This is a genomic window from Microcoleus sp. PH2017_28_MFU_U_A, assembly GCF_020738035.1.
Lineage (GTDB): Bacteria > Cyanobacteriota > Cyanobacteriia > Cyanobacteriales > Microcoleaceae > Microcoleus.
The window spans coordinates 67,423-88,137 of sequence record NZ_JAEQCX010000038.1 but is presented as its reverse complement, the minus strand read 5'-3'; the positions used below and the strand labels follow the sequence as shown (position 1 = coordinate 88,137).

Annotated in this window: 15 protein-coding genes; 10 read left to right on the top strand and 5 right to left on the bottom strand. The window is 44.8% G+C overall.

Annotated elements, in window-relative coordinates; translation table 11 throughout:
* Nucleotides 1-77: 77 nt before the first annotated feature.
* Entirely contained in the window at nt 78-1,904 is a 1,827-nt protein-coding gene (thrS, locus tag JGK14_RS08225; RefSeq protein ID WP_325314946.1) for a threonine--tRNA ligase, read from the bottom strand.
* A 403-nt stretch (nt 1,905-2,307) separates the two neighbouring features.
* Here thrS and JGK14_RS08220 point away from each other — a divergent pair, with 403 nt between their 5' ends.
* Complete coding sequence (locus tag JGK14_RS08220; RefSeq protein WP_293182843.1) at nt 2,308-2,637, top strand: DUF2605 domain-containing protein; 330 nt, start codon at nt 2,308-2,310, stop codon at nt 2,635-2,637.
* A gap of 605 nt (nt 2,638-3,242) precedes the next feature.
* Nucleotides 3,243-3,554: a DUF2973 domain-containing protein gene (locus JGK14_RS08215; RefSeq protein ID WP_293148252.1), complete on the top strand. Its 312-nt coding sequence runs from the start codon at nt 3,243-3,245 to the stop codon at nt 3,552-3,554.
* Nucleotides 3,555-3,614: 60 nt separating this feature from the next.
* Here JGK14_RS08215 and JGK14_RS34025 read toward each other — a convergent pair whose 3' ends face one another.
* Nucleotides 3,615-3,824 carry a hypothetical protein gene (locus tag JGK14_RS34025; protein ID WP_442921440.1) on the bottom strand — a complete coding sequence of 70 codons (210 nt, stop codon included), beginning with the start codon at nt 3,822-3,824 and terminating at the stop codon, nt 3,615-3,617.
* Between the two features lie 113 nt (nt 3,825-3,937).
* Here JGK14_RS34025 and JGK14_RS08205 point away from each other — a divergent pair, with 113 nt between their 5' ends.
* The gene (locus JGK14_RS08205; RefSeq protein ID WP_293213377.1) at nt 3,938-5,932 is read left to right on the top strand and encodes a DICT sensory domain-containing protein; all 1,995 of its coding nucleotides are present in this window, start codon (nt 3,938-3,940) and stop codon (nt 5,930-5,932) included.
* A gap of 32 nt (nt 5,933-5,964) precedes the next feature.
* Here the strand turns inward: JGK14_RS08205 and JGK14_RS08200 are convergent, their stop codons facing one another.
* Both JGK14_RS08200 and JGK14_RS08195 read right to left on the bottom strand, forming a co-directional pair.
* The gene (locus tag JGK14_RS08200; RefSeq protein WP_325314945.1) at nt 5,965-6,228 is read right to left on the bottom strand and encodes a hypothetical protein; all 264 of its coding nucleotides are present in this window, start codon (nt 6,226-6,228) and stop codon (nt 5,965-5,967) included.
* Nucleotides 6,229-6,249: 21 nt separating this feature from the next.
* Entirely contained in the window at nt 6,250-12,132 is a 5,883-nt protein-coding gene (locus JGK14_RS08195) for a trifunctional serine/threonine-protein kinase/ATP-binding protein/sensor histidine kinase (protein ID WP_325314944.1), read from the bottom strand.
* A gap of 1,083 nt (nt 12,133-13,215) precedes the next feature.
* Here JGK14_RS08195 and JGK14_RS08190 point away from each other — a divergent pair.
* From JGK14_RS08190 to JGK14_RS08160, 7 genes are all read left to right on the top strand, one after another.
* Nucleotides 13,216-13,716 carry a peptidoglycan-binding domain-containing protein gene (locus tag JGK14_RS08190; protein WP_293182851.1) on the top strand — a complete coding sequence of 167 codons (501 nt, stop codon included), beginning with the start codon at nt 13,216-13,218 and terminating at the stop codon, nt 13,714-13,716.
* A gap of 312 nt (nt 13,717-14,028) precedes the next feature.
* Complete coding sequence (locus tag JGK14_RS08185; RefSeq protein WP_293182871.1) at nt 14,029-14,454, top strand: photosystem I reaction center subunit II PsaD; 426 nt, start codon at nt 14,029-14,031, stop codon at nt 14,452-14,454.
* Nucleotides 14,455-14,758: 304 nt separating this feature from the next.
* Nucleotides 14,759-15,622: a GNAT family N-acetyltransferase gene (locus tag JGK14_RS08180; protein ID WP_325314943.1), complete on the top strand. Its 864-nt coding sequence runs from the start codon at nt 14,759-14,761 to the stop codon at nt 15,620-15,622.
* Nucleotides 15,623-15,777: 155 nt separating this feature from the next.
* Nucleotides 15,778-17,325, top strand: coding sequence for an anthranilate synthase component I (gene trpE / locus JGK14_RS08175; RefSeq protein ID WP_293182855.1), 1,548 nt, complete (start codon nt 15,778-15,780; stop codon nt 17,323-17,325).
* Between the two features lie 267 nt (nt 17,326-17,592).
* Nucleotides 17,593-18,477 (top strand): PhzF family phenazine biosynthesis protein, encoded by an 885-nt coding sequence (locus JGK14_RS08170; protein ID WP_325314942.1) that lies wholly within the window; start codon nt 17,593-17,595, stop codon nt 18,475-18,477.
* A 179-nt stretch (nt 18,478-18,656) separates the two neighbouring features.
* Nucleotides 18,657-19,223: a Uma2 family endonuclease gene (locus tag JGK14_RS08165; RefSeq protein WP_325314941.1), complete on the top strand. Its 567-nt coding sequence runs from the start codon at nt 18,657-18,659 to the stop codon at nt 19,221-19,223.
* A gap of 115 nt (nt 19,224-19,338) precedes the next feature.
* Nucleotides 19,339-19,836 carry a hypothetical protein gene (locus JGK14_RS08160; RefSeq protein WP_325314940.1) on the top strand — a complete coding sequence of 166 codons (498 nt, stop codon included), beginning with the start codon at nt 19,339-19,341 and terminating at the stop codon, nt 19,834-19,836.
* Here JGK14_RS08160 and JGK14_RS08155 read toward each other — a convergent pair.
* Nucleotides 19,730-20,665: a hypothetical protein gene (locus JGK14_RS08155; protein WP_325314939.1), complete on the bottom strand. Its 936-nt coding sequence runs from the start codon at nt 20,663-20,665 to the stop codon at nt 19,730-19,732. The genes JGK14_RS08160 and JGK14_RS08155 overlap by 107 nt on opposite strands.
* Nucleotides 20,666-20,715 lie beyond the last annotated feature (50 nt).

Below are 20,715 nucleotides of genomic sequence, written 5' to 3'. Positions count from 1 at the left end.
TATAAAAACGCAGACAATATCAAGCTATCATCTGCGTTAATCTGCGTTAATCCGCCGACCTCTGCGGTTAAACTCCCCTAAAAATTCCCGTAATTACTAATAGCAGACTGCAACCTTGCGATCGCCTCATCAACCGAAATCGCCCCCAACTCCCCAGAAGCACGAGTCCGAATATTCAAACTATTCGCCTCAACCTCCTTAGCACCCACAACACACATCACCGGAATTTTATCCTTCTCAGCATTGCGAATCAACTTACCCAAACGTTCGCTACTCTCAACTTCCGCGCGAATATTCAGCGCCTTCATCCTCGCCTCCACTTCCTTAGCAAACGGCAAAAACTCCTCGCTGACAGGCAACAACCGCACCTGAATCGGCGCTAACCATATCGGAAAATCCCCCGCATACTGTTCGATCAAAATCCCGATCAAACGCTCCAAAGAACCAAAAGGAGCGCGGTGAATCATCACCGGACGCTGGCGAGTGCCGTCTTCAGCAACGTATTGCAAATCAAAACGTTCTGGCAAATTGTAATCTACCTGAACAGTTCCTAATTGCCATTCTCTATCCAACACATCTTGGAAAATAAAATCGAGTTTCGGCCCGTAAAAAGCCGCCTCCCCAATTCCCTCAAAATAATTCATTCCCAAAGTTTCCACCGCGCGGCGGATGGCACCTTGCGCTTTTTCCCAAGCTTCATCGGAACCGATGTATTTATCTAAATTTTCTGGATCGCGGAAACTCAAACGCGCCTTAAAGTTTTTCAGTTGCAGACTCTTGAATACTGACAGAATTAAATCGACCACACTCAAGAATTCAGCATCCAACTGTTCCGGCGTGACAAACAAGTGGGAATCATCAACCGTAAAGCCGCGCACTCTGGTTAAACCGCCCAATTCTCCCGATTGTTCGTAGCGGTAAACTGTGCCAAATTCTGCTAAGCGCATCGGCAATTCCCGATAGGAACGCAGTTCGCTTTTGTAAATTTGAATGTGAAACGGACAGTTCATTGGTTTCATTACAAAACCCTGTTCGTTTGCCGCCGCTTCTGCATTTTCTGCCATTAGCGGAAACATATCTTCTTTGTATTTCTGCCAATGTCCAGAGATTTTGAACAAATCGACTCTGGCGATGTGCGGTGTCACTACTTGCAGATAGCCGCGTTTGATTTGTTCTTGTTTCAAGAAGTCTTCTAAAATACTTCTCAAAATAGTGCCTTTGGGCGTCCACAAAGGCAAGCCGGGGCCGACTGGATCGGCAAAAATAAACAAGCCTAATTCTTTGCCTAATTTGCGGTGATCTCGCCTTAAGGCTTCTGCTTTGCGGTGTTTGTAGGCTTCCAATTGTTCGGGAGTTTCCCAAGCTGTGCCGTAAATTCGCTGCAATTGAGCTTTGGTTTCGTCGCCGCGCCAATATGCTCCTGCTAGGCTTTCGAGCTCGATCGCCCTTCCATTGATTTCACTGGTATTATCCAAATGGGGCCCAGCGCACAAATCCCACCATTCGTCACCCAAATGGTACAGAGTAATCGGTTCGATCAAACCTGCCAAAATTTCTAATTTGTAAGGTTCGTCGATCTCCTTGATGCGCCGTTCCGCTTCCTCGCGGCTGACTTCTTCCCGAGTTACAGGCAATTTGCGGTTAATGATTTTGATCATTTCTTTTTTGATTGCCTTGAGATCCTTTTCGGTAAAAGGTTCTGGGCAATCAAAATCGTAATAAAAACCATTTTCAATCCAAGGGCCGATTGTGACTTGGGCCTTGGGAAATAATTTCTGTACCGCCATCGCCATAACGTGGGATGTCGTGTGGCGAATTTTTTTTAGTTGTTCCGACTCACTCGTGCGGGGCAACTCTATCTTAACGGACTCTTCTGGAGCGTTCATGGATTCTGAGCTAGACATCGGCTGAATTATCAATTAATTTAGTTGCACTTGCTTCTATATTACTCAGGTTGGGACAGCAAGCGCCGACTTCCGGCTGGGGAACTGTTACAGGAGTGCTAACTAACCGTAGGGTGCGTCAGCGGGGCAAAGTCTTTAGTCTGGGGTAGTTACATTCAGCCCGCTGACGCACCCTACAATAATTTAATTTTTAGGTACGTAGTTGCGCTTGGGCGCTCTTTCTTTGATATATGAAAGAGCGCCCAAGCGCAACTACGTACCTTATACCTTTAATGTGACAGTTGCGTCCAGGACTGACTCACCTGCTAATTTTTGTGAAATTATTGAATTTTTGTTAAAAAAAATGTTACAGTTTGTAAAGTACATTTAAGGTTAGAATAGATAAATAACCCAATTTTAATCAATGCTTAACTCCAATTTGCCAGAATCAGAATTGCTCAAATCCCTACTGGAACCGCTGTTAGAGGATTTTAAATACTGGTTCGAGCGATCGGCTACTCTCTTAGAAACTGAGGAAATTCATTTTCTGAGCGGCGACGATCAATCCGACTTGCTGGCGCGAGTCAAACAGGCTCAGCAAGAAGTAGGCGCGGCTAAAGCTCTATTTCAAGCAACCGGAGGGCAAGTTGCAATTGAAACCGCAGCACTCATGCCGTGGCATAGACTGCTCGCCGAATGCTGGCAAGTATCGGCGCGCTTTCGGAAAGAGCAGTCAGCTCGCCCTGGAAAATAAAAAGGCAAGTTCAAGTTCAACCCGCAGTCAAATTCCCAACCTTGGGAAATGTCGCGTCCACTTGACAAGCTCAAACAGATTTCCAGTTAATAAGTTATCAGAAAATAGGGTTTAAAACCCCGTCGTTTTAGGAAGTTTTTATTTCCAAAAAGTTCTAAAAGTTTCCCAAATAGTACCCTATACTACAAATAGATACAGGTAGAATAACCGCTAGCACAAATGGATAACCAAACCCAAAACGACTGGCTAGGAAACAATAATGTCTCGTGGGTGGCGAAAACCACAAAAACATAGCTAGGGTAGCCATCGTGCACCCATACCAGAAAACTCAAAATCTTAGTAGTTAGATGTACCGTAGGGCATACGGAAACAAAGGGAATAATCCCTTAACGCTTGGGGAGACAAGCCCTCTGGGACTATTCAAATTAGGCTCGAAGCTTCGTTCAATTGGACGGGTTTTTGGTTTAAATATTGCCGAAGGGATGAATAGTTTAAAGGTATGTCAGTGAACCAAGAATCCCCGCGTTTACGCCCGGGAGTGTCAATACTTGCTGAAACACTTTTGTAAATTGCTGTGTGGCTATCAGAGCCCGGAGGAGAAAATAATGTTACACCTGCTTTATATTTTAGCTTTCACCGTTCTTGCCTTTTTGGCCGTCAGTAACTTAATCCGCAGTCTAGTCACCGTAGGTATGGAGTCCCAGCGCCCCCAACAATTCAGGGCAAATAATCGCTACGCATCCTATCCTCGCTCTCAAGCCGTACCCCATCCAGAACTGTTAGACGAATACGGAAATATTGTTAACGAACCGCTATTAGTGATGCGTTCGCTGACTGTCCAAGACGCGCGCGAACAATTAGATGCTCTTTACAAATCATCTCCCGGCGGCAGTGACGAAGGCGGCGAACTAGCCTGATTCGATCGCGTTGCCAGCATTTATACTTACGGGCGATCGCCCTAAAAAAATAATTGGCCGTTAGTTTCTCGCTAACGGCCAATTTGTAGTTAGTTTTGAGAGATACTTAAAAGGGATCGATCTCAACTGATTGTCGATCGCTCCTGTTTTGTCATCGGCAAATAGTGGGTATAAACCCACCACGACCGCGATGTTAATGCCGCCAATAATATTCTTGCCGCAGGGCTTGCGGTTAAAGTCTGTGGAGCGAACGTAAGGCCGGATAGGCATAAGTCTGATGGCAGTTGCTTTGAAGCAGAAAGCTCCTGGAAGTGATTCTTGGAATCCCCGCACCTTCTAGGTCGGGGAGGATGTCAACGGCAAAAATGCACGCTTAAAGCTAGATGATCGTCCCAATTTCGCTACTGGCAGAACTTCTGCAAGCTTTGCCCCAACTGCGGGCACAAATTTATTTCAAATCTTCCATGACAGCGCTGTCTCACGCGATGGAAGACTTGGTTTTGGCGGGTTCCGACGACGAACCCCTAGTGATTGCCAGCTTTCAGCGAGAGCGCTTCTACCGCCAAGAAGCTCACCGCTACCGGCGCATTGCCGATCGATCCTCTCAGGTATACGTGCTGGCTGCACCGGAAACTGAGTTTAAAAATTCCTCGGAATGTCACGAAAATGTGGCGTTTGCAGCGGAAGATGCCTTAAGTAAAGAGTGGCACTTAGTGGTGGTTGGGCAACATTACTCAACTTGTCTGATTTGTCAAGAAAAAATTGTGCCGATCGACAACCAAGACGAGCGCAGCCCGCTGTTGATGGATCAAGCTCGCCGATTTGAAGGAATTTGGACATTCGACAGAGAGGTAAGCTGCAAAGCTGCCGAATTGTTGCTCGATAAAATTGTCAAATATCGCCCGGAATTGGCCGAAAAGATCGATCGAGCGCGCACAACTTACAATCTGGGCAAAAAACCCAAAAAAACGCGGAAATCCGCCGCAGACAAAGCGGCAAAACCAGCGAAAAGTGCGTCAAAAAACTCAAGAATTCCCAATCCCAAATTGAGCGACGCTTTTGCCGAACGCTTAGTCACCTACTTGCAATCAGGTCAGCACAAACTTCTGAAAGCATACAGCGCGATCGCCGCCCAAGAACGCAAAGAACGCCTGATCAACTTAATTACAACGGCAATGCGGCAGTCTCTCAACCCGCAAGAAATCGTCGAAGTCGCAGTCTCTGAACTGGGAACAGCCCTGTCAGCAAGCCGCTGTTTGATTTATCGGTGCAAAGCAGCAGATGCGGCGGTCAAAATCGATCGCGAATTTTTGCGTGCCGGCGCTACTTCTGTGCTAAACGAGACTTGGCCGTTGCAGGAAAATCCCATATTTCGGGACGCGGTAGCGCGACAAGAGCGAGTTTACATCCAAGAGACAGCACAACACCCGCAGATTGTCAATACAAAATCCCTGGGCGAAATTGTCAAAAATTGGCAGATTGTCTCTTGGTTAATAGTGCCGGTGCTTTATCAAGGGCGGGTTTTGGGCATGGTGGAAATGCACCAATGCCGATCGACTTCGCCTTGGGAAGAAGACGAAATTGCTCTCGTAGAGGCGATCGCCACCCAACTCGGAGCAGCCTTAATTCAAGCCGAAACCTACGCTCACTTAGAAGAACTCAACCAACAATTAGAAGCATTAGACCGCACTCGCAGCAATCTAATTGCCATCACAGGCCACGAACTCCGCACCCCACTTTCTACCATTCAAGTGTGTCTAGAAAGTTTGAACTCCGAGCCAGATATGCCCCAAGAATTGCGGCAAATCATGTTAGAAACAGCCCTCGGAGATGCCGATCGAATGCGGAAACTCGTCCAGGATTTCTTAACACTTTCTCACTTAGAAAGCGGGCGAGTTAAATGGAATGTAGAATCGCTGACGCTGCAAGAATGCGTTGACTTGGCCCTCAGCAGCGTGCGATCGCGCGGCGGAGTCGATCGACAGTTACCCGAAATTATCGCCGAAGTCTCCGCAGAATTGCCCTTAGTGCAAGCAGACGGCGAATGGTTAGTGGAGGTGCTATCCAAACTCCTAGACAACGCCTGCAAATTCACCACACCCCAGGGAAGCGTCACAGTGCGCGCAAAATGCAACGGTTCTCGCATGGTGGAAGTGCTCGTAGCCGATACAGGGCGGGGAATAGAGGCGAATAGTTTGAAAGTAGTGTTCGATCGATTTTATCAAGAAGAAGGAGCATTGCGGCGCAGCGCCGGCGGCACCGGTTTGGGATTAGCAATTTGCAAACAAATTGTTGCCGGCTGGGGCGGTAAAATTTGGGTAGATTCCCCAGGAAAAGACCGAGGAAGTGAATTTCACTTTACCATTCCAATTGTTTAGAAGACCGGGCGGTTTCAACCGCCGTCCGATGTTCAACCTGCGGAGGCAGGTTTCGTTTGTGTAGACGCGGTTTCAACCGCCGTCTGATCCCATGACGAATGACGAATGACGAATGACGAATGACGAATGACGAATGACGAATAACCAATAACCAATAACCAATAACCAATAACGAATAACCAATAACCAATAACCAATAACGAATAACCAATAACGAATAACCAATAACCAATAACCAATAACCAATAACCAATAACCAATGCCCCATGCCCCATGCCCCATGCCCCATGCCCCATGCCCCATGCCCAATAACTCCCCTAAATCGGAAGACCAATCACAAACTCTGTTCCGCCTCCTACCGAAGACAAACATTCCAAAGTTCCCCCATGTATTTCAGTGACTATCTGATGGCAAATAGACAGTCCCAATCCCGTACCTTTACCTTCTGCTTTAGTTGTAAAAAATGGCGCAAACATTTTTTCTCTGACAGATTCCGGCATTCCCATTCCATTGTCAGCAATCTGAATCACAATTGTATCGATGATTTCCAGTTTTTGCTGGCAAACACCCACGGTAGAAATCATAATTATATTGGGATTTTGTTCAATTTCTGCGTAGGTTTTGCCCGCGTTGAATTCTTCCACAGCATCGATCGCATTAGCAATCAAATTCATAAATACTTGATTTATTTGCCCGGGATGGCATTTTAATGTTGGCAACTCACCGTAATGTTTAATGATTTTAATTGCCGGTCTGTTGTGCTTAGCCTTGAGGCGGTGAGATAAAATCATTAAAGTAGTTTCAATGCCTTCGTGGATGTCAACTGCTCTTTTTTCCTGACTGTCGCTACGGGAATAGTTCCGCAGAGATTGCATAATGTCGCGGATGCGATCGATTCCCATCTTCATGGACGCCGTAGTTTTGGGCAAGTCGGCTAATAGATATTGTAGATCGATCGATGCAATTTCCTGTTCAATTTCTGCTCCCGGTTCTGGAAAGTTTTCTTGATAAATATTCACCAAGTTAATTAAATCACCAATATATTCTTGAACGTGGTGCAAGTTCCCAGAAATAAAGCCAATAGGATTGTTCACTTCGTGGGCTACTCCAGCTACCAGTTGTCCGAGTTGAGAGATTTTTTCAGTTTGAACTAATTGTGCTTGAGTTTGTTGCAGTTCGATCAATATGGCTTCTAAATTTTCAGCTTTCTCTCTCAGTTGAGCTTCTGATGTTTGTAAAGCTTGTTCCGCTACTTTGCGCTGGCTGATATCGCGAATGATTGACAAAGCGTGGGGTTTCCCTCTGTATTCAAAAAACTTTGCTCTTACCTCAATATCGAATTCTGTACCGTCTTTTCGCAGCACGACAGCTTCACAATAAAATTCTTGGTGCAAGCTAACGGTTGTCATAAACTCATCGAATAAATGTAGGCACTTTGGGTGCAGGAGATCTAAAGGACTTAATCTCAAGAATTCCTCCATAGAATAACCGTACATTTCGCACATTACCGGGTTTGCTGCCGCAAATTTTCTAGTCTCCAAATCTATTAAGATAAGTCCGTCTGCTACACTTTCAAAAATACTGCGGTACTCCTCTTCTTTTTGAGCGAGTTCGGCTTGAGATTGTTGCAAGTTTTGTAGGGATTCAGTTAACTGGCGGGATTTATCTTGTTCGCTAGCGTAGGAACGCGCATTTGCAATAGCAATTGCTGCTTGTGCGGTCAACATTTCCAAAAGTGTCAAACCTTCGTCAGTGAAGGCTCCAGCGACCAAGTTATTTTCTAGATAAACTATACCGATTGACTTTCCTTGATAGACAATTGGCGCGCACAAAACTGACTTCGGTTGCTGATGCTGAATGTATGTATCGAATTGGTAAAGTGTTTCTTTAGTTGCATCGATTAGTACCAGAGGTTCCTGAGTTCTTGCTACATAATTGACGATAGAAAGAGGGACTTTGTAGTTATTTTTGACTGGGTGGAATTCTTCAAATATTGCATAATTATGCGGGTCGCTATCCGACACTTCAACGAACAAGTATCCGTCTCGTTCCAAAAGAATACACCCGGTTTGAGCGCCTGCATTTTCTAAAATAATATGCAGCAGTTTTTTTAACAATTTTTCTAAGACGATTTCGCTAGAAATAGCCTGAGAAGCTTTGATTACTGTTTTCAAATCAAAAATATTGGCATCAGTGGCGGTAGTCGCAGTTGTATTTATAGCGATCCGATCGTCGCTGATTTTGTTAAACCAATCTGGATGAGATTGTTCTAGTTGATGAACTTTGGCGGTTGCACCCCACTCGACATAGCAAAAACGGGCATCATTGAGATAAATTTTGGCGAGATTGGCACGATTTTGTGTTATATAAAATCTGGCAGCTAATTCATTGGCTAGGGCAGCATTTTGGACGAAGCCATTTTTGAGGGCGGAGGCGATCGCCCAATCATAATGTTGTGCTGCTGTATGGCTGTCTCCTGACAACCTCGCGATTTCTGCCTGAATTAATGAATATTTGTGCAGATAATTTGCAGGACAGTGTTCTGCCAAATCTCGAAAATTCTCCAGACTAATAGTGAGCTGTTTTCGGTATAGTTTGTACTCGGTATCATTGGCGTTTGTGCAACCAGCAGCTAGGGCGATCGCGTGATGGAACCGAAAAACCGGGTTGACAAAATGACCGGCACCGCCTTTCAAAAATTCCGCGCCGAAGAGAGCATATTCTAAGGCGCGATCGACTTCGCCAAACCAATTAGCATGGGTGAGCTTGTAAAGATAGATGACAAAAGCAGTGGTAAGATCGGCTGAGGATTTGGCAAATTCTAAAAGCTGGTGTTCGTCGATGAAGGTTTCCGGCTCTGGGTAGGTTTCTGGTGAGCTAGTCAGTTGGGCGATCGCATTTTTGGTCAGCAAGTGATAAGCTAGCATATTGCGATCGACCTTTGAAAGCGCTGGAATAAATTGATCGGCAATTTCTGTAGCTTTGCTCAAAGACTCGTTGCCAAAAAAGCAGACCCATAGATAATTAATCGAAGCATATCCCGACCATTGATAAGCACCTGTTTCTAAACCGCTATTGAAAGCTTTGAGCATAAAAGGCTTGCATTCATCGATATATTTCATATAATGTAAAGTTAAAGCCCCCCACATATGAAAAATACAAGTACCTAACTCTTTATTGTCACAGCCTTCGTAGAGATTGAGCGAGAGTTCTCCGGCGGCGCAGCCCGCCTTGATTTCGCGATATTTGTTGACCAAAGTAAAGGCGTACAAAGTGTAACCAAAGGCGGAAAATGGTGAATTCCCGTACAGAATGCTTGTTTGTACAAACTTCATCGCGCAGAGATATTGAGCGTTGGGACTGGTAAAATAGGCGATCGGGAAAAGTTCTTTCAAAATTCGATGAGCTGCTAGTTGTAGCGAATCGGTAAGTTTGGGTAAATCTGCTAATATATCGATCGATCGCCCGATCATCCTCTTCGTCTCTGCTAATTCTCGGGCTAGAAATTCATCATCCGGGTAAGGTTCAATCTCAACCCCCAAAGAATTTAACGTTTCAATCCCTAACTCATAAGCGGCAGATAAGTCATTCTTCATCCGCAGACAAGTTATTTGCAATTCTGCGATCGCACACTGTTCTAACAAAGTATGAGTTTTGGTCAGAATCCGGTCAAAAATTGCTAAAGCTGCATCATTGTTACTATTTAAATATTCTGCTTCACCCAGCTCTAAATTTAGCGCAAAACTCAAGCTATAATTATCTTGCCAACTTGAGACAGGCAAACAGTCGCACCCAGCTTGGAAAAAAGTAAGCGCATCTTCAAAAGCCGAAGCAGCTTTAGCAGTTTTACCTGCTTGTAAATTTAATTGTGCTAATTCATAAAGTTCTTCAGGATTAGCAATGAATTCGCGAGCAAAGTTCAAATGATTAACAATATCAAAAATCTGTTCTTGACGTTCAGCTTCATTGCTCCCCTCCAACAACAAACGTCCCAGCTTCCAGTGAACTGATTGTTTTTGGGACTCAGGAATCATCACATAAGCGGCTTGTTGAACCCGATCGTGCAAAAAATTGTAGCGCAATTTGCCAATTATTGGAGCCAACTTTTCTAATTCCCATTGCTCAAATACTTGTGGTACTAGATAGGCGTCATCTACAGGCAAAATCAACCCTAATTCTAGCGCTTCCCACAAATATTGTGCTGTTTTAGTCAAAGATTGTTCGCTCACTACTGATAATATATCCAGATTAAATTCGTTGTTTATACAAGCAGCTAATTGTAAAATCGTCTGACTTTGTTCAGATAAATATTGAATTTTATGAGCCATTAAATCAACTACATTTTCGGAAATATTTTGCTGTTTGATTTCTTGGGTGTCCCATTCCCATTCTGCAAGTTCTATATTAAATATCAGAAAATTTTCTTGAGACAGTGACTTCAATAACTGCTTTAAAAAGAAAGGATTTCCCTGAGTTTTTTCGAGCAGCAATTGTGCCAAGGATGCGACTTTTCTAGGAGAACAGTTTAAAGTGTCAGAAACTAATCGATTTACTTCATAAATTGCCAAGGGTTCCAGGTGAATATTGGCGATCGCAATTCCTGCGGCCCTCATTGCCTCATTTGCCAACATAAAGGGATGGCTCGGACTTACTTCGCTATTTCGATAAGCAAGAATAAGCAGGAAGTAAGGATTTTCTTCGGTGCAGTTGTGTTGATACAAATTAACGCTTCCAGCATCCATCCACTGACAGTCATCGAGAAACATTACCAAAGGATGTTCGGCTGTTGCAATTGCTTGGACAAACTTCTTCATCACTCCGTTGAAGCGGTTTTGAGATTCAATAGCACCGAGTTCGGGTACGGGAGGTTGTTCGCCCAAAATCAATTGTAACTCCGGGATAGCATCGATCGCAATTCGAGCATTTTTCTGCAAAGCGTTGAGTAGTCTTTGTCGCCATGCTACTAGCTGAGTTGGGCTTTCCATCAAAATTTGCTGCACGAAGTTACCCATAGCTTGAGTGAAACAAGCGTAGGGAACATTCCGCTTAAACTGGTCGCATTTACCAGATATAAAATAGCCACGTTGCCGCGTTATATCACGGACAATCTCATGAACTAATGCAGATTTGCCGATGCCGGAATAGCCACTGACTAGGACAATTTCACCGCTGCCTTTGCAGACACGATCGAACACTTCTAATAATTGTGCTATTTCTGTGTTTCGTCCGTAGAGTTTCTGAGGAATTGACAACTGACTCAGGGCATCTAGTTGTCCGGGAATAAAGTTAGAAATTGTCCCTGAATTCTTTATTTGATTTTGGCAGCGTTCTAAATCTGCTAATAATCCTGTGGCAGTTTGATATCTAAGTTCGGCATTTTTTGCCATGAGTTTTGCCACAATTTGGGTCAAAACTATGGGAATTTGTGGGTTGAGTTGTTGCAGGGGAACTGGTGGTTTGGCTATGTGACAGTGTACCATTTCTAACGGGTCACTGCTGGTAAATGGTAATTGTCCTGTCAGTAATTCGTAAAAGGTGACGCCGAGAGAGTAGAAATCGCTGCGGTAGTCGATGGAACGGTTCATGCGCCGGGTTTGTTCGGGGGACATATATGCCAGGGTTCCTTCTAGGCGATCGGAATTTTTTGAGTGTGTTTGTTCTTTTCTCAACCGCGAAGCGATGCTAAAATCAGCAAGTTTTACTTGCTTTGTTTGGGGATTTATGATAATATTATCCGGTTTAATGTCTTTATGTATGATTTGATTTTGATGCAGCAATACTAAAGCTTTTGCCAAGGATACGGCTATGTTTAAAAAATCGGCAATCGATAATTGGTAATGCGTGGCATTCGCCTCTAGATTGTCGGTTTCGGGCTCGGCTAATTCTGGTTGATGTTCTAAGTTTTCGATCCAATATTTCAGGGATACCCCTCCGATATCTTCTAATACTAACACTAAGCAAAAAGGATGGATTTCGAGTCGATAGACTTTGATGACATACTCTGAGTCGATATGTTTTGTGATTTGATATTCGTGTTTTAAACTGGCGCTCTGTTCTAGGGTCGGGCAGTCGGTGTTTAAGACTTTGAGAATGACTAATTGTTTTTCTGCTGTCGATATGGCTCGATAAATAACTGTGTTAGTTCCTTGGTGAATCAGCTCTTGTAAGTTGTAACCAGAAATCCCTGAAGCTGGCAGCATAGTAGATTTTCCCAGTTGATTATAAATCAATGCCGAATTAATTAGAGAATGGCACATATGGAACCCCAATGAATGGCGGGCGATCGCTACTTTACAAAGCCGCAGGTTGCAGCGATGTATCGAACGATCGCACAATTTTAAAATTACTTACGTATTTAGCAGGTGTTTGTTTTAAGAGGTCTAGCGACCTAGAAATTGCAACTCTTAATTTTTTTATGGTGGAAGTGTTACAGCCTTTAAATGAAATCATACAGCATCCCACCATCATTGTAAATGACTTTATTAAATTTTAATAATAAAAGTTAGGGCGTAGATAAATAGCTGCTCGCGGGGCGTTGGGGAAAGCAATTGCAGGATTGGGAGATTTCTGGATATAACAAAGAATCACAGAAACACTTGGTTTTTACACTTGCACAATCAATATGATTGTAGGTACACATTGTGGACATTACCGAGGACTTTAATATCATTTGAGCGTACAAGCTGTGGATATTACTTAGCTATAAACTATTTTTGTAGGCAGTTAGTAATGTAGATCAAAAAAACTTGCGTAAAAACTCGGTTTTTAAAGAAAATATTGGTTCGCTGGCTGGAATAAAGTTAAGAAGTTTTCAAAGCAGAACTCGCCTCCGCTGCTATACCCCAATACCGTTTACTTAAGACCGCCCTGGGGGTAAAACCTATGAAAAATAGATACGGAGATTGCTTCGTTCCTATCGAAGGACCATCTTAAGTAAACCGTATTGTGCTATACCTCCTCTCACCCCGCGAGATAGCTTTTACAGGTGATGCGACCCGGCGGTGTTGGGCCTTAGGATCGAAAGTATCAAAGCAGATTCAGGACGTGCTTGCGTCTTAAACCCGGCTTTTAGGCAAAATAAAGGGTTGGGCGGCAGAGCACTACCGGGATATTGGGAGCGTTAAGTCGGAAGGGCCACAAGTCTGGAAAGGGCTTGCAGTCGATCGAATCTGTTGAGACACGGGCGGGCGTCAGTGTTGATTCGTGAAAAGTTGAGGATGCCCATATTTCGCCCGGAAAAACTTTTTTGCGATCGGAATACTCAAACCTAGAGGAAAATCAATATGTCATTTACAACCAAGATGAAATCTACCCAACAAGCTATTACTAAGCCACAACTGCAATTAGGTTCTCAAGGTCAAGCGGTATTGGAACTCGAACAAATGTTAACCAAGTTGCGGGTTTACCGGCAGCCTGTAAAAGGAATTTTTAACTCATCAGTTGAATTTGCTGTGAAACTGTTTCAGTATCGGGTTTTCTTGTCGCCGGACGGCATTGTCGGGCCGCTGACTTGGCAGGCCCTTTATACTGAAGCTCCTGTGAATATGCCGGTACTTAAATTCGGCAGTTCTGGGGAAGCAGTCACTACTGTTCAAGAAGTTCTGACCATTTCCCAGCACTATCGGGGCTCTATTGACGGTCAATTTGCCACTTTGACTGATCGGGCTGTTAGCGCATTTCAAAAAAGCTTTGGGATCGAGGCCGACGGGATTGTCAACCAAGAAACTTGGACTGCTTTGAGTCAAATTCCGCGCGGCTATGACCCTAATTGGTTCTTGACTTAGGGTTAGGTGCTGCTCGGTAATATATGGGCAGATTTGTGCGATCGCGTGTGAGGAATTGGGCAATGTGCGATGCTTTGGGTGCCCGACCAGTACCCGAAGCATTACATTTTTTTGAGATATTTTTTCGGGATTTGTGCAGAGAGAGTTCTGTTTTATAACTTTGGTAAAAATTACAAATTATCAATTATTAATTACTAATTCCTAATTATCAGAAAAGATCGATCGCCCAAAAACTGTTAACTTTCCTTACAATTTCGATAACAGGGTACAGTGGCGATGATAGGATGCCGTAAAAATCCTTTGGATATATCTATGGCAGAAGAACTGACTGGACAACCCCCCATCTTCGGCGGCAGCACCGGCGGCTTGCTGACCAAGGCGCTAGTTGAAGAGAAGTATGCTATCACTTGGACTAGCCCCAAGGAACAAGTGTTTGAAATGCCTACAGGTGGCGCTGCGATTATGCGTCAAGGCGACAACTTGCTGTATCTGCCCCGGAAGGAGCAGTGTATCGCTTTGGGCGGCCAGCAACTGCGGGCGAAATTCAAAATCTCGAACTACAAAATCTACCGCGTTTTTCCTGACGGTTCTACTGAGTACCTGCATCCCAAGGATGGCGTGTTCCCTGAGAAGGTGAACGAAGGTCGTGTTGCTAATGGTAGTGTCCCTCGCAATATTGGCAGCAATCCCAATCCGATCAAGGTGAAGTTCACAGGTAAGAAGACCTACGATCCTTAAGCGATCGATCTATTGCTGAGCAAAACATAAGTAATATTGCTTATTTGGGACTCAGTTAAGACTGATCCCCCTAGCCCCCCTGATAGTCGGTGGGGACATGAGCATTCTCTTTCGTCTCCTTCTTAAAAGGGGGGACAAGAGCATTCTCTTTCCTCCCCCGACTATCCGGGGGATTGAGGGGGATCTGGCCTCGGAGAAAAGCGAGATTTATCAAGGGTTTTAGGGTTAAGTTGACAGGAATGGGCAGCGCCCAGCTTCTACTGCAAATATCAAATCTAATTAATAGTTAATCCTTAAATTAAAAATGAATGTCGCAATCAGGCGATCGCAGATTTCTGATATCGATGTTTGCGCTCGCATTAATTATGAAGCTTTTAAAGATATTTCCGATCGCCACTGCTTCCCTCACACAGATTTTCTGACGGTAGAGTTGGCGGCCGAAATTAGTCGGTTTTGGCTCGAAAATCCCTCGTATTTTGGCGTTGTAGCCGAGAATGACGGTGCGGTTGTCGGGTGCGGTTTTATGGATGAACGCAACCCGATTCGCGGTATCGGGCCCGTCAGTGTCGATCGGGCTTTTCAAGGCCGCGGTGCAGGGAGGGAAATAATGAAAGCCTTGCTGGAACGGGGACAGGATGCTGTAGGCATCCGTTTGGTGCAAGAATCTTTCAACATGGCCTCGCTGTCGCTGTACGCTTCTCTGGGTTTTGAGGTGAAGGAACCTTTCGTGTTAATGGAGGGGAAGTTTCGCAGCGTGCCGCAGTATGGGTTTGAGGTGCGGCCGATGGCTAGCGAGGATGTGGGCGAATGCGCGGCTTTGTGCGAAAAAGTCTGTGGGTGCGATCGAACTTCCGAGATTGAATACGCCCTAAATAATTATTGTCCGTTAGTTGCGTACCAGCAAGGTCGGATTGTGGCTTATACTTGTGCGATATCTGCTTTGGGTCACAGCGTCGCCGAAACCGAGGCAGATATGCAGGTTTTGCTCTTGGGGGCTGCTGCGTACAGTTCCGAAGATGTGCTAGCTTTTCACTTGCCGCTGAGGTATGGAAGTTTGTTTCGCTGGTGTTTGCAACAAGGGCTGCGCGCCGTCAAGCCGATGGCGGTGATGGCTGTTGGCGAGTACCAATCGCCGGAGGGCTGTTGGTTTCCGTCTTTTGTTTATTGATTGTAATTAAAGTTAGTATAGCAACCGCCATTCAAGGTATTGACATAAAGCACCTCATGAAGAGACCCCTGAGATCCCCAAGCGATCGCTCTCCAATTTGATTCCTGTCAACTGTCAACTGTCAACTGTCAACTGTCAACTGTCAACTGCTATATATGATATTTCCCGATTTCTCACAATTTTCGGAACTGGCGAAACAAGGCAATTTTGTACCCGTATATCAAGAATGGGTGGCTGATTTGGATACGCCTGTGTCTGCGTGGTATCGGGTTTGCGCCGGTCAACCTTACAGTTTTCTGCTGGAGTCGGTGGAAGGTGGGGAAAAACTCGGGCGTTATAGTTTGTTAGGGTGCGATCCGCTGTGGATTTTGGAGGCTAGGGGCGATCGCACAACTCAAGTTTACCGCGACGGTTCCGAAAAAGTATTTACGGGCGATCCGTTTGAGGCTTTAACCGAGTGTTTGCAGCCTTACAAACCAGTGAAATTGCCGCAGTTACCGCCGGGAATTGGCGGGTTGTTCGGTTTTTGGGGTTACGAGTTAATTAAGTGGATTGAACCGCGAGTTCCAGTGCATCCGGCGGGCGAGAATGATTTGCCGGATGGGTTGTGGATGCAGGTTGATAATTTGCTGATTTTCGACCAGGTGAAACGGAAAATTTGGGCCGTCGCCTATGCGGATTTGCGCGAGACAGGCGTTGATTTGGCCGAGGCCTATGGGGCAGCGTGCGATCGGGTTTCTCAGTTAGTAAATAAGCTGAAATCGCCACTTTCACAACAATCTACTCTCCTAGAATGGACTCCGCCGAGTTACGGGCAAGATGCAAGTTCCACAACTGAAAATACAGAATTAGCTTACAGCAGCAATACCACCCGCGACAAGTATTGTGAAAATGTATTGAAAGCCAAGGATTATATCAAAGCGGGAGATATTTTTCAGGTAGTGATTTCGCAGCGGCTGGAAGCAGAATACACGGGCGATCCTTTTGCACTTTACCGCTCTTTGCGCCTGATCAATCCTTCTCCGTACATGGCTTATTTTAATTTTGGAGATTGGCAGATTATCGGTTCCAGTCCAGAAGTGATGGTGAAGGCAGAAAATACTGTTGACGGCAAAAGGATTGCAACTTTGCGGCCGATTGCCGGTACGCGCCGCCGGGGTCAAACTCCTCAACAAGACGATGCTTTGGCTGCTGAATTACTGCAAGATCCGAAGGAAATTGCGGAACACGTGATGTTAGTTGATTTGGGCAGAAACGATTTAGGCAGAGTTTGCCGCAGCGGTACTGTAAAAGTTGACGAATTAATGAAAATTGAGCGTTATTCTCATGTGATGCACATTGTGAGCAATGTAATCGGAGAATTGGCTGAAGATAAGACAGCTTGGGATTTGTTGAAAGCTGGTTTTCCTGCTGGTACGGTTAGCGGTGCTCCGAAGATTCGGGCGATGGAAATTGTGCACGAGTTGGAAGGTTGCCGTCGCGGCCCGTATTCTGGGGTTTACGGGTTTTATGATTTTGAGGGACAGTTGAATAGTGCGATTACAATTCGCACTATGGTTGTTCAATCGCAGGGCGGTGACAAACATTCGGTTTCTGTGCAAGCCGGTGCTGGTTTGGTGGCCGATTCTAACCCGGATATGGAGTATGAAGAAACTCTCAATAAAGCCCGGGGTATGTTGCAGGCTATTCGCTGTTTGAAGTAGCGAGTCTGGGTCAAAAATCTTGTCGATGTCGATAAGAGTCGGCGATTGAAATCGCGTCTACACAAACAATGTCCGCCTCCGCGGACAAAGAGAAGATAACGTAATTTTAACCGTCTGGTATTCAACCCGCGGAGGCGGGTTTTGTCTGTATAGACGCGATTTCAATCGCCCGGTCTTCTAATCTTAAAAGAGGGAAAGCGGAGGCGGGTTTTGTCTGTATAGACGCGATTTCAATCGCCCGGTCTTCTAATCTTAAAGGAGGGAAATATGAATTTTTATATCGTTGACGTGTTTGCCGAGTCAAAATATGCTGGCAATCAGCTAGCTGTCTTTTGCGGCGCGGGAGTTGCGGAACTCTCAGAGGCCGAAATGCTGCTGATAGCGAAGGAAATCAATTATTCGGAAACTACGTTTATTCGATCAAACCAGCCGGAAAACGGCGGCTATGACGTGCGTATCTTCACGCCCAAGAAGGAATTACCGTTTGCCGGTCATCCGACGTTGGGGACGGCGTTTGTGCTACAACAACAGATAATTGGCCAAAAGGTCGATCGAGTAATTCTCAATTTAGCCGTGGGTCAAATTCCTGTCACCTTTAATTATCGCAACGAATCCGCAGATATTTTGTGGATGCGACAAAACCCACCAACATTCGGTCAAGTTTTGCCAACCGAAACTCTCGCCAGCGTCCTAAATTTACAACCCGATGAGATTGAGACAAACTTCCCAATTCAAGAAGTTTCTACCGGAGTACCGTTTATAATTGTCCCGTTAAAAACCCTCGCAGCCGTCAAAAAAGCTCAAGTCAACTTAGATAAATATTTTGAATTAATTAATACCACAGAAGCCAAAGAAATTTTGATATTCTGCCCAGAAACTTACAGCGACATTAATGATTTAAACGTCCGAGTTTTCGCCCATTCCTTAGGAATTCCCGAAGATCCGGCGACGGGGAGTGCCAATGGCTGTTTGGCTGGATATTTGGTAGAATATACTTATTGCGGGGAATCAAAGATTGATGTGAGAGTCGAACAGGGTTATGAAATTGGTAGACCTTCGTTGCTGTTGTTGAAAGCTCAAAAAAATCAGGAAGAAATAGAAGTTTTGGTGGGAGGTAAAGTGGTGATGGTGGCGAAAGGAGAATTTATTTAAAACATTCAAATATAGCTTCCTATATAGGTTCGTAGTGAGGACTTTAGTCCTTATTTGTTGCGGACTAAAGTCCTCACTACAAACCTATTTTATTATAAACCCGCCCCGGTCTTCACTCTAGAAAACTTAATATTCCGCTCAAATTGTGAGATAGTACACATATAGAAGGATTGACTCACATGATGGTAAGTTCACTCATCGAATCCAGGGAAATTCAAGTTATTGAATCTCCCAGAATTTCCCTAGAAGAATGGATGGAAAACCCGCCTGACAGCACAGAATGGATCGATGGAGAATTAGTAGAAAAAAACGGCATGACAGCAAAAACTGGTCGGATTCAATCTCGGCTATCCCGCTACTGGGGAAATTACGCAATTTCCAGCGGACAAGGTGGAGAAGTTTACACAGAAACAGGTTGCCGTACAGTAGGGAGAGGTCGCTGTCCTGATGTTTCTTACTTGACACCAGAATTAGTCGCCCAATTCAATGATTTTACCATACTTCCTCAAAGTTTCCCGTTGATTGCTGAAATTATTTCTCCTACTGATAAAGCGGAAGAAGTATTTGCCAAAACCAATGAATACCTGCAATCCGGCTGTGAAGAAATATGGCTGGTACTTCCTGAGAGTCAGTGGATTGTTGTTGTCACTCAACAGCAGAGACTTTTATTTGCCAGAGGGGAAGTTGTCAGCACTCAAATAGTTTTGCCTGGTTTTACTATTGCCGTCGATGAGTTGCTAGCATAAAAAATGGGTTCAATTTAATTATTCCTAATCAAAATGGGTTAATATGAGGTAGCTCATATTCATTGCTCTGCGTTACTGGCATAGTGAAAGCATCATCTTTCTGAGAGACTTTCCAATGCTATCAACATTTTCGCGCACTTTAAATTTATCCTCTGATGCTTCCGAAGCTCTGCTTGCACTTCCATTAACCAGCTTGCTGGATTCACCGGAATTCAATCAAATCTTGGGAAGTCTGGATACTGCTTTGCTTAAAGAAAGTTTGCCTGCTGCTGGGGCTATATTATCCCAAAAACTCCCAGCTTTTTATGATTGGTTGCAAACAGAATTGGGAATTAAAAATGTCCCAGATAGTCCAGATCATGCTACAAAATGGGTAGTCGGTTTTCTGAAGAATCAAGAGAGTTTAACTGATTTAGTTGAGATGCACAAATCGATTCCAAGACTTGCATTAGATCGATCGATCCCTCGGTTAGTTAGCGCCTTTGATGAGGTTCAACCCACCGCCGTCAAGGAAGAGTGGGAAAAAGCGATCGCAGCGCTTTGTCTGGTACTCGCCGTCGCAGCGCGGGAAAATCAGTCACCGGGCGCATCAAAGGCTTTGGTAGGGGTTTAGGTGAAGCGGCTTTTTCGGAAAATTTGCAGTTGCGCGCGATCTCAACGACTACCGGCTTTTTCTTGTTGAGGACGATCGCATTATGCCGATTTAACAACAGCCACTGAGCCAACATTACCACCAGGACTCGCCTTTTGCGAAACTTGCCTTCAAAACGGGCCATTCGGACGATCGCCTCTTCGATTTTATACCACCAGTTTTTCCCTTTTTGGGAAATCACAAAAATCGTTCCCGGTATGTAATCGCCTCCATTTGCCCAGAAAGCATACCTTTCGCCTAAAGTAAAGTAGTGAAAAACATTGTTAGCGGTGCAAGTTTCAGCTAACTTTTCCGCAACGCCCAAAGAATTAAACGTTACAGTCGATCGAATATAATCCGGGTATTTTGCTACAATTTGCTGAGCAACTTTGCCGCCCAAACTTTCTCCGATGACATCCGCCGGATTTCCGCTGCGAAATTGCTGTTTTATCCAATCTATAGCGCCTACAGTTTCCGCCGCTTTTAACTGGCGTTGTACTTTGGCGATAAATACATCGGGTGTATCTTCCAAAACGCGATCGAAAGGATACCACGAACCGTATCCGCGAATCACGAGCACGGGCGGATTATTCCCAGAAACCGGAAGGCGACTTTCAGCATAAAAACCAGTGCGCGAGTCTTCAAACACTTTTTCTATGGTATAATTTCCATCAACAACTTGCCCCTCTGCGTGCCGAACATAAATTGACGGATTGCTGGGATCCTCAGTATCGTGGAGTTGGGGTTTGGCAAACTTTTCGTAGAGGGAATCTAGCAAGTGCCTTCCTGTAGGGCGATCGACAAAATCCAATTTTATTGATCCATACTAAATTAAAAACAATCTAAAAAAGGTTCGTAGTG

Excerpts from the sequence above, each read along its gene's own strand:
- JGK14_RS08160 (WP_325314940.1), top strand. The coding sequence starts at position 19,339 with ATGCTATCAACATTTTCGCGCACTTTAAATTTATCCTCTGATGCTTCC.
- JGK14_RS08215 (WP_293148252.1), top strand. The coding sequence starts at position 3,243 with ATGTTACACCTGCTTTATATTTTAGCTTTCACCGTTCTTGCCTTTTTG.
- JGK14_RS34025 (WP_442921440.1), bottom strand. The coding sequence starts at position 3,824 with ATGCCTATCCGGCCTTACGTTCGCTCCACAGACTTTAACCGCAAGCCC.
- thrS (WP_325314946.1), bottom strand. The coding sequence starts at position 1,904 with ATGTCTAGCTCAGAATCCATGAACGCTCCAGAAGAGTCCGTTAAGATA.
- JGK14_RS08170 (WP_325314942.1), top strand. The coding sequence starts at position 17,593 with ATGAATTTTTATATCGTTGACGTGTTTGCCGAGTCAAAATATGCTGGC.
- JGK14_RS08190 (WP_293182851.1), top strand. The coding sequence starts at position 13,216 with ATGTCATTTACAACCAAGATGAAATCTACCCAACAAGCTATTACTAAG.
- JGK14_RS08205 (WP_293213377.1), top strand. The coding sequence starts at position 3,938 with ATGATCGTCCCAATTTCGCTACTGGCAGAACTTCTGCAAGCTTTGCCC.
- trpE (WP_293182855.1), top strand. The coding sequence starts at position 15,778 with ATGATATTTCCCGATTTCTCACAATTTTCGGAACTGGCGAAACAAGGC.
- JGK14_RS08200 (WP_325314945.1), bottom strand. The coding sequence starts at position 6,228 with ATGGGGCATGGGGCATGGGGCATGGGGCATGGGGCATTGGTTATTGGT.
- JGK14_RS08185 (WP_293182871.1), top strand. The coding sequence starts at position 14,029 with ATGGCAGAAGAACTGACTGGACAACCCCCCATCTTCGGCGGCAGCACC.
- JGK14_RS08165 (WP_325314941.1), top strand. The coding sequence starts at position 18,657 with ATGATGGTAAGTTCACTCATCGAATCCAGGGAAATTCAAGTTATTGAA.
- JGK14_RS08180 (WP_325314943.1), top strand. The coding sequence starts at position 14,759 with ATGAATGTCGCAATCAGGCGATCGCAGATTTCTGATATCGATGTTTGC.
- JGK14_RS08195 (WP_325314944.1), bottom strand. The coding sequence starts at position 12,132 with ATGCTGCCAGCTTCAGGGATTTCTGGTTACAACTTACAAGAGCTGATT.
- JGK14_RS08220 (WP_293182843.1), top strand. The coding sequence starts at position 2,308 with ATGCTTAACTCCAATTTGCCAGAATCAGAATTGCTCAAATCCCTACTG.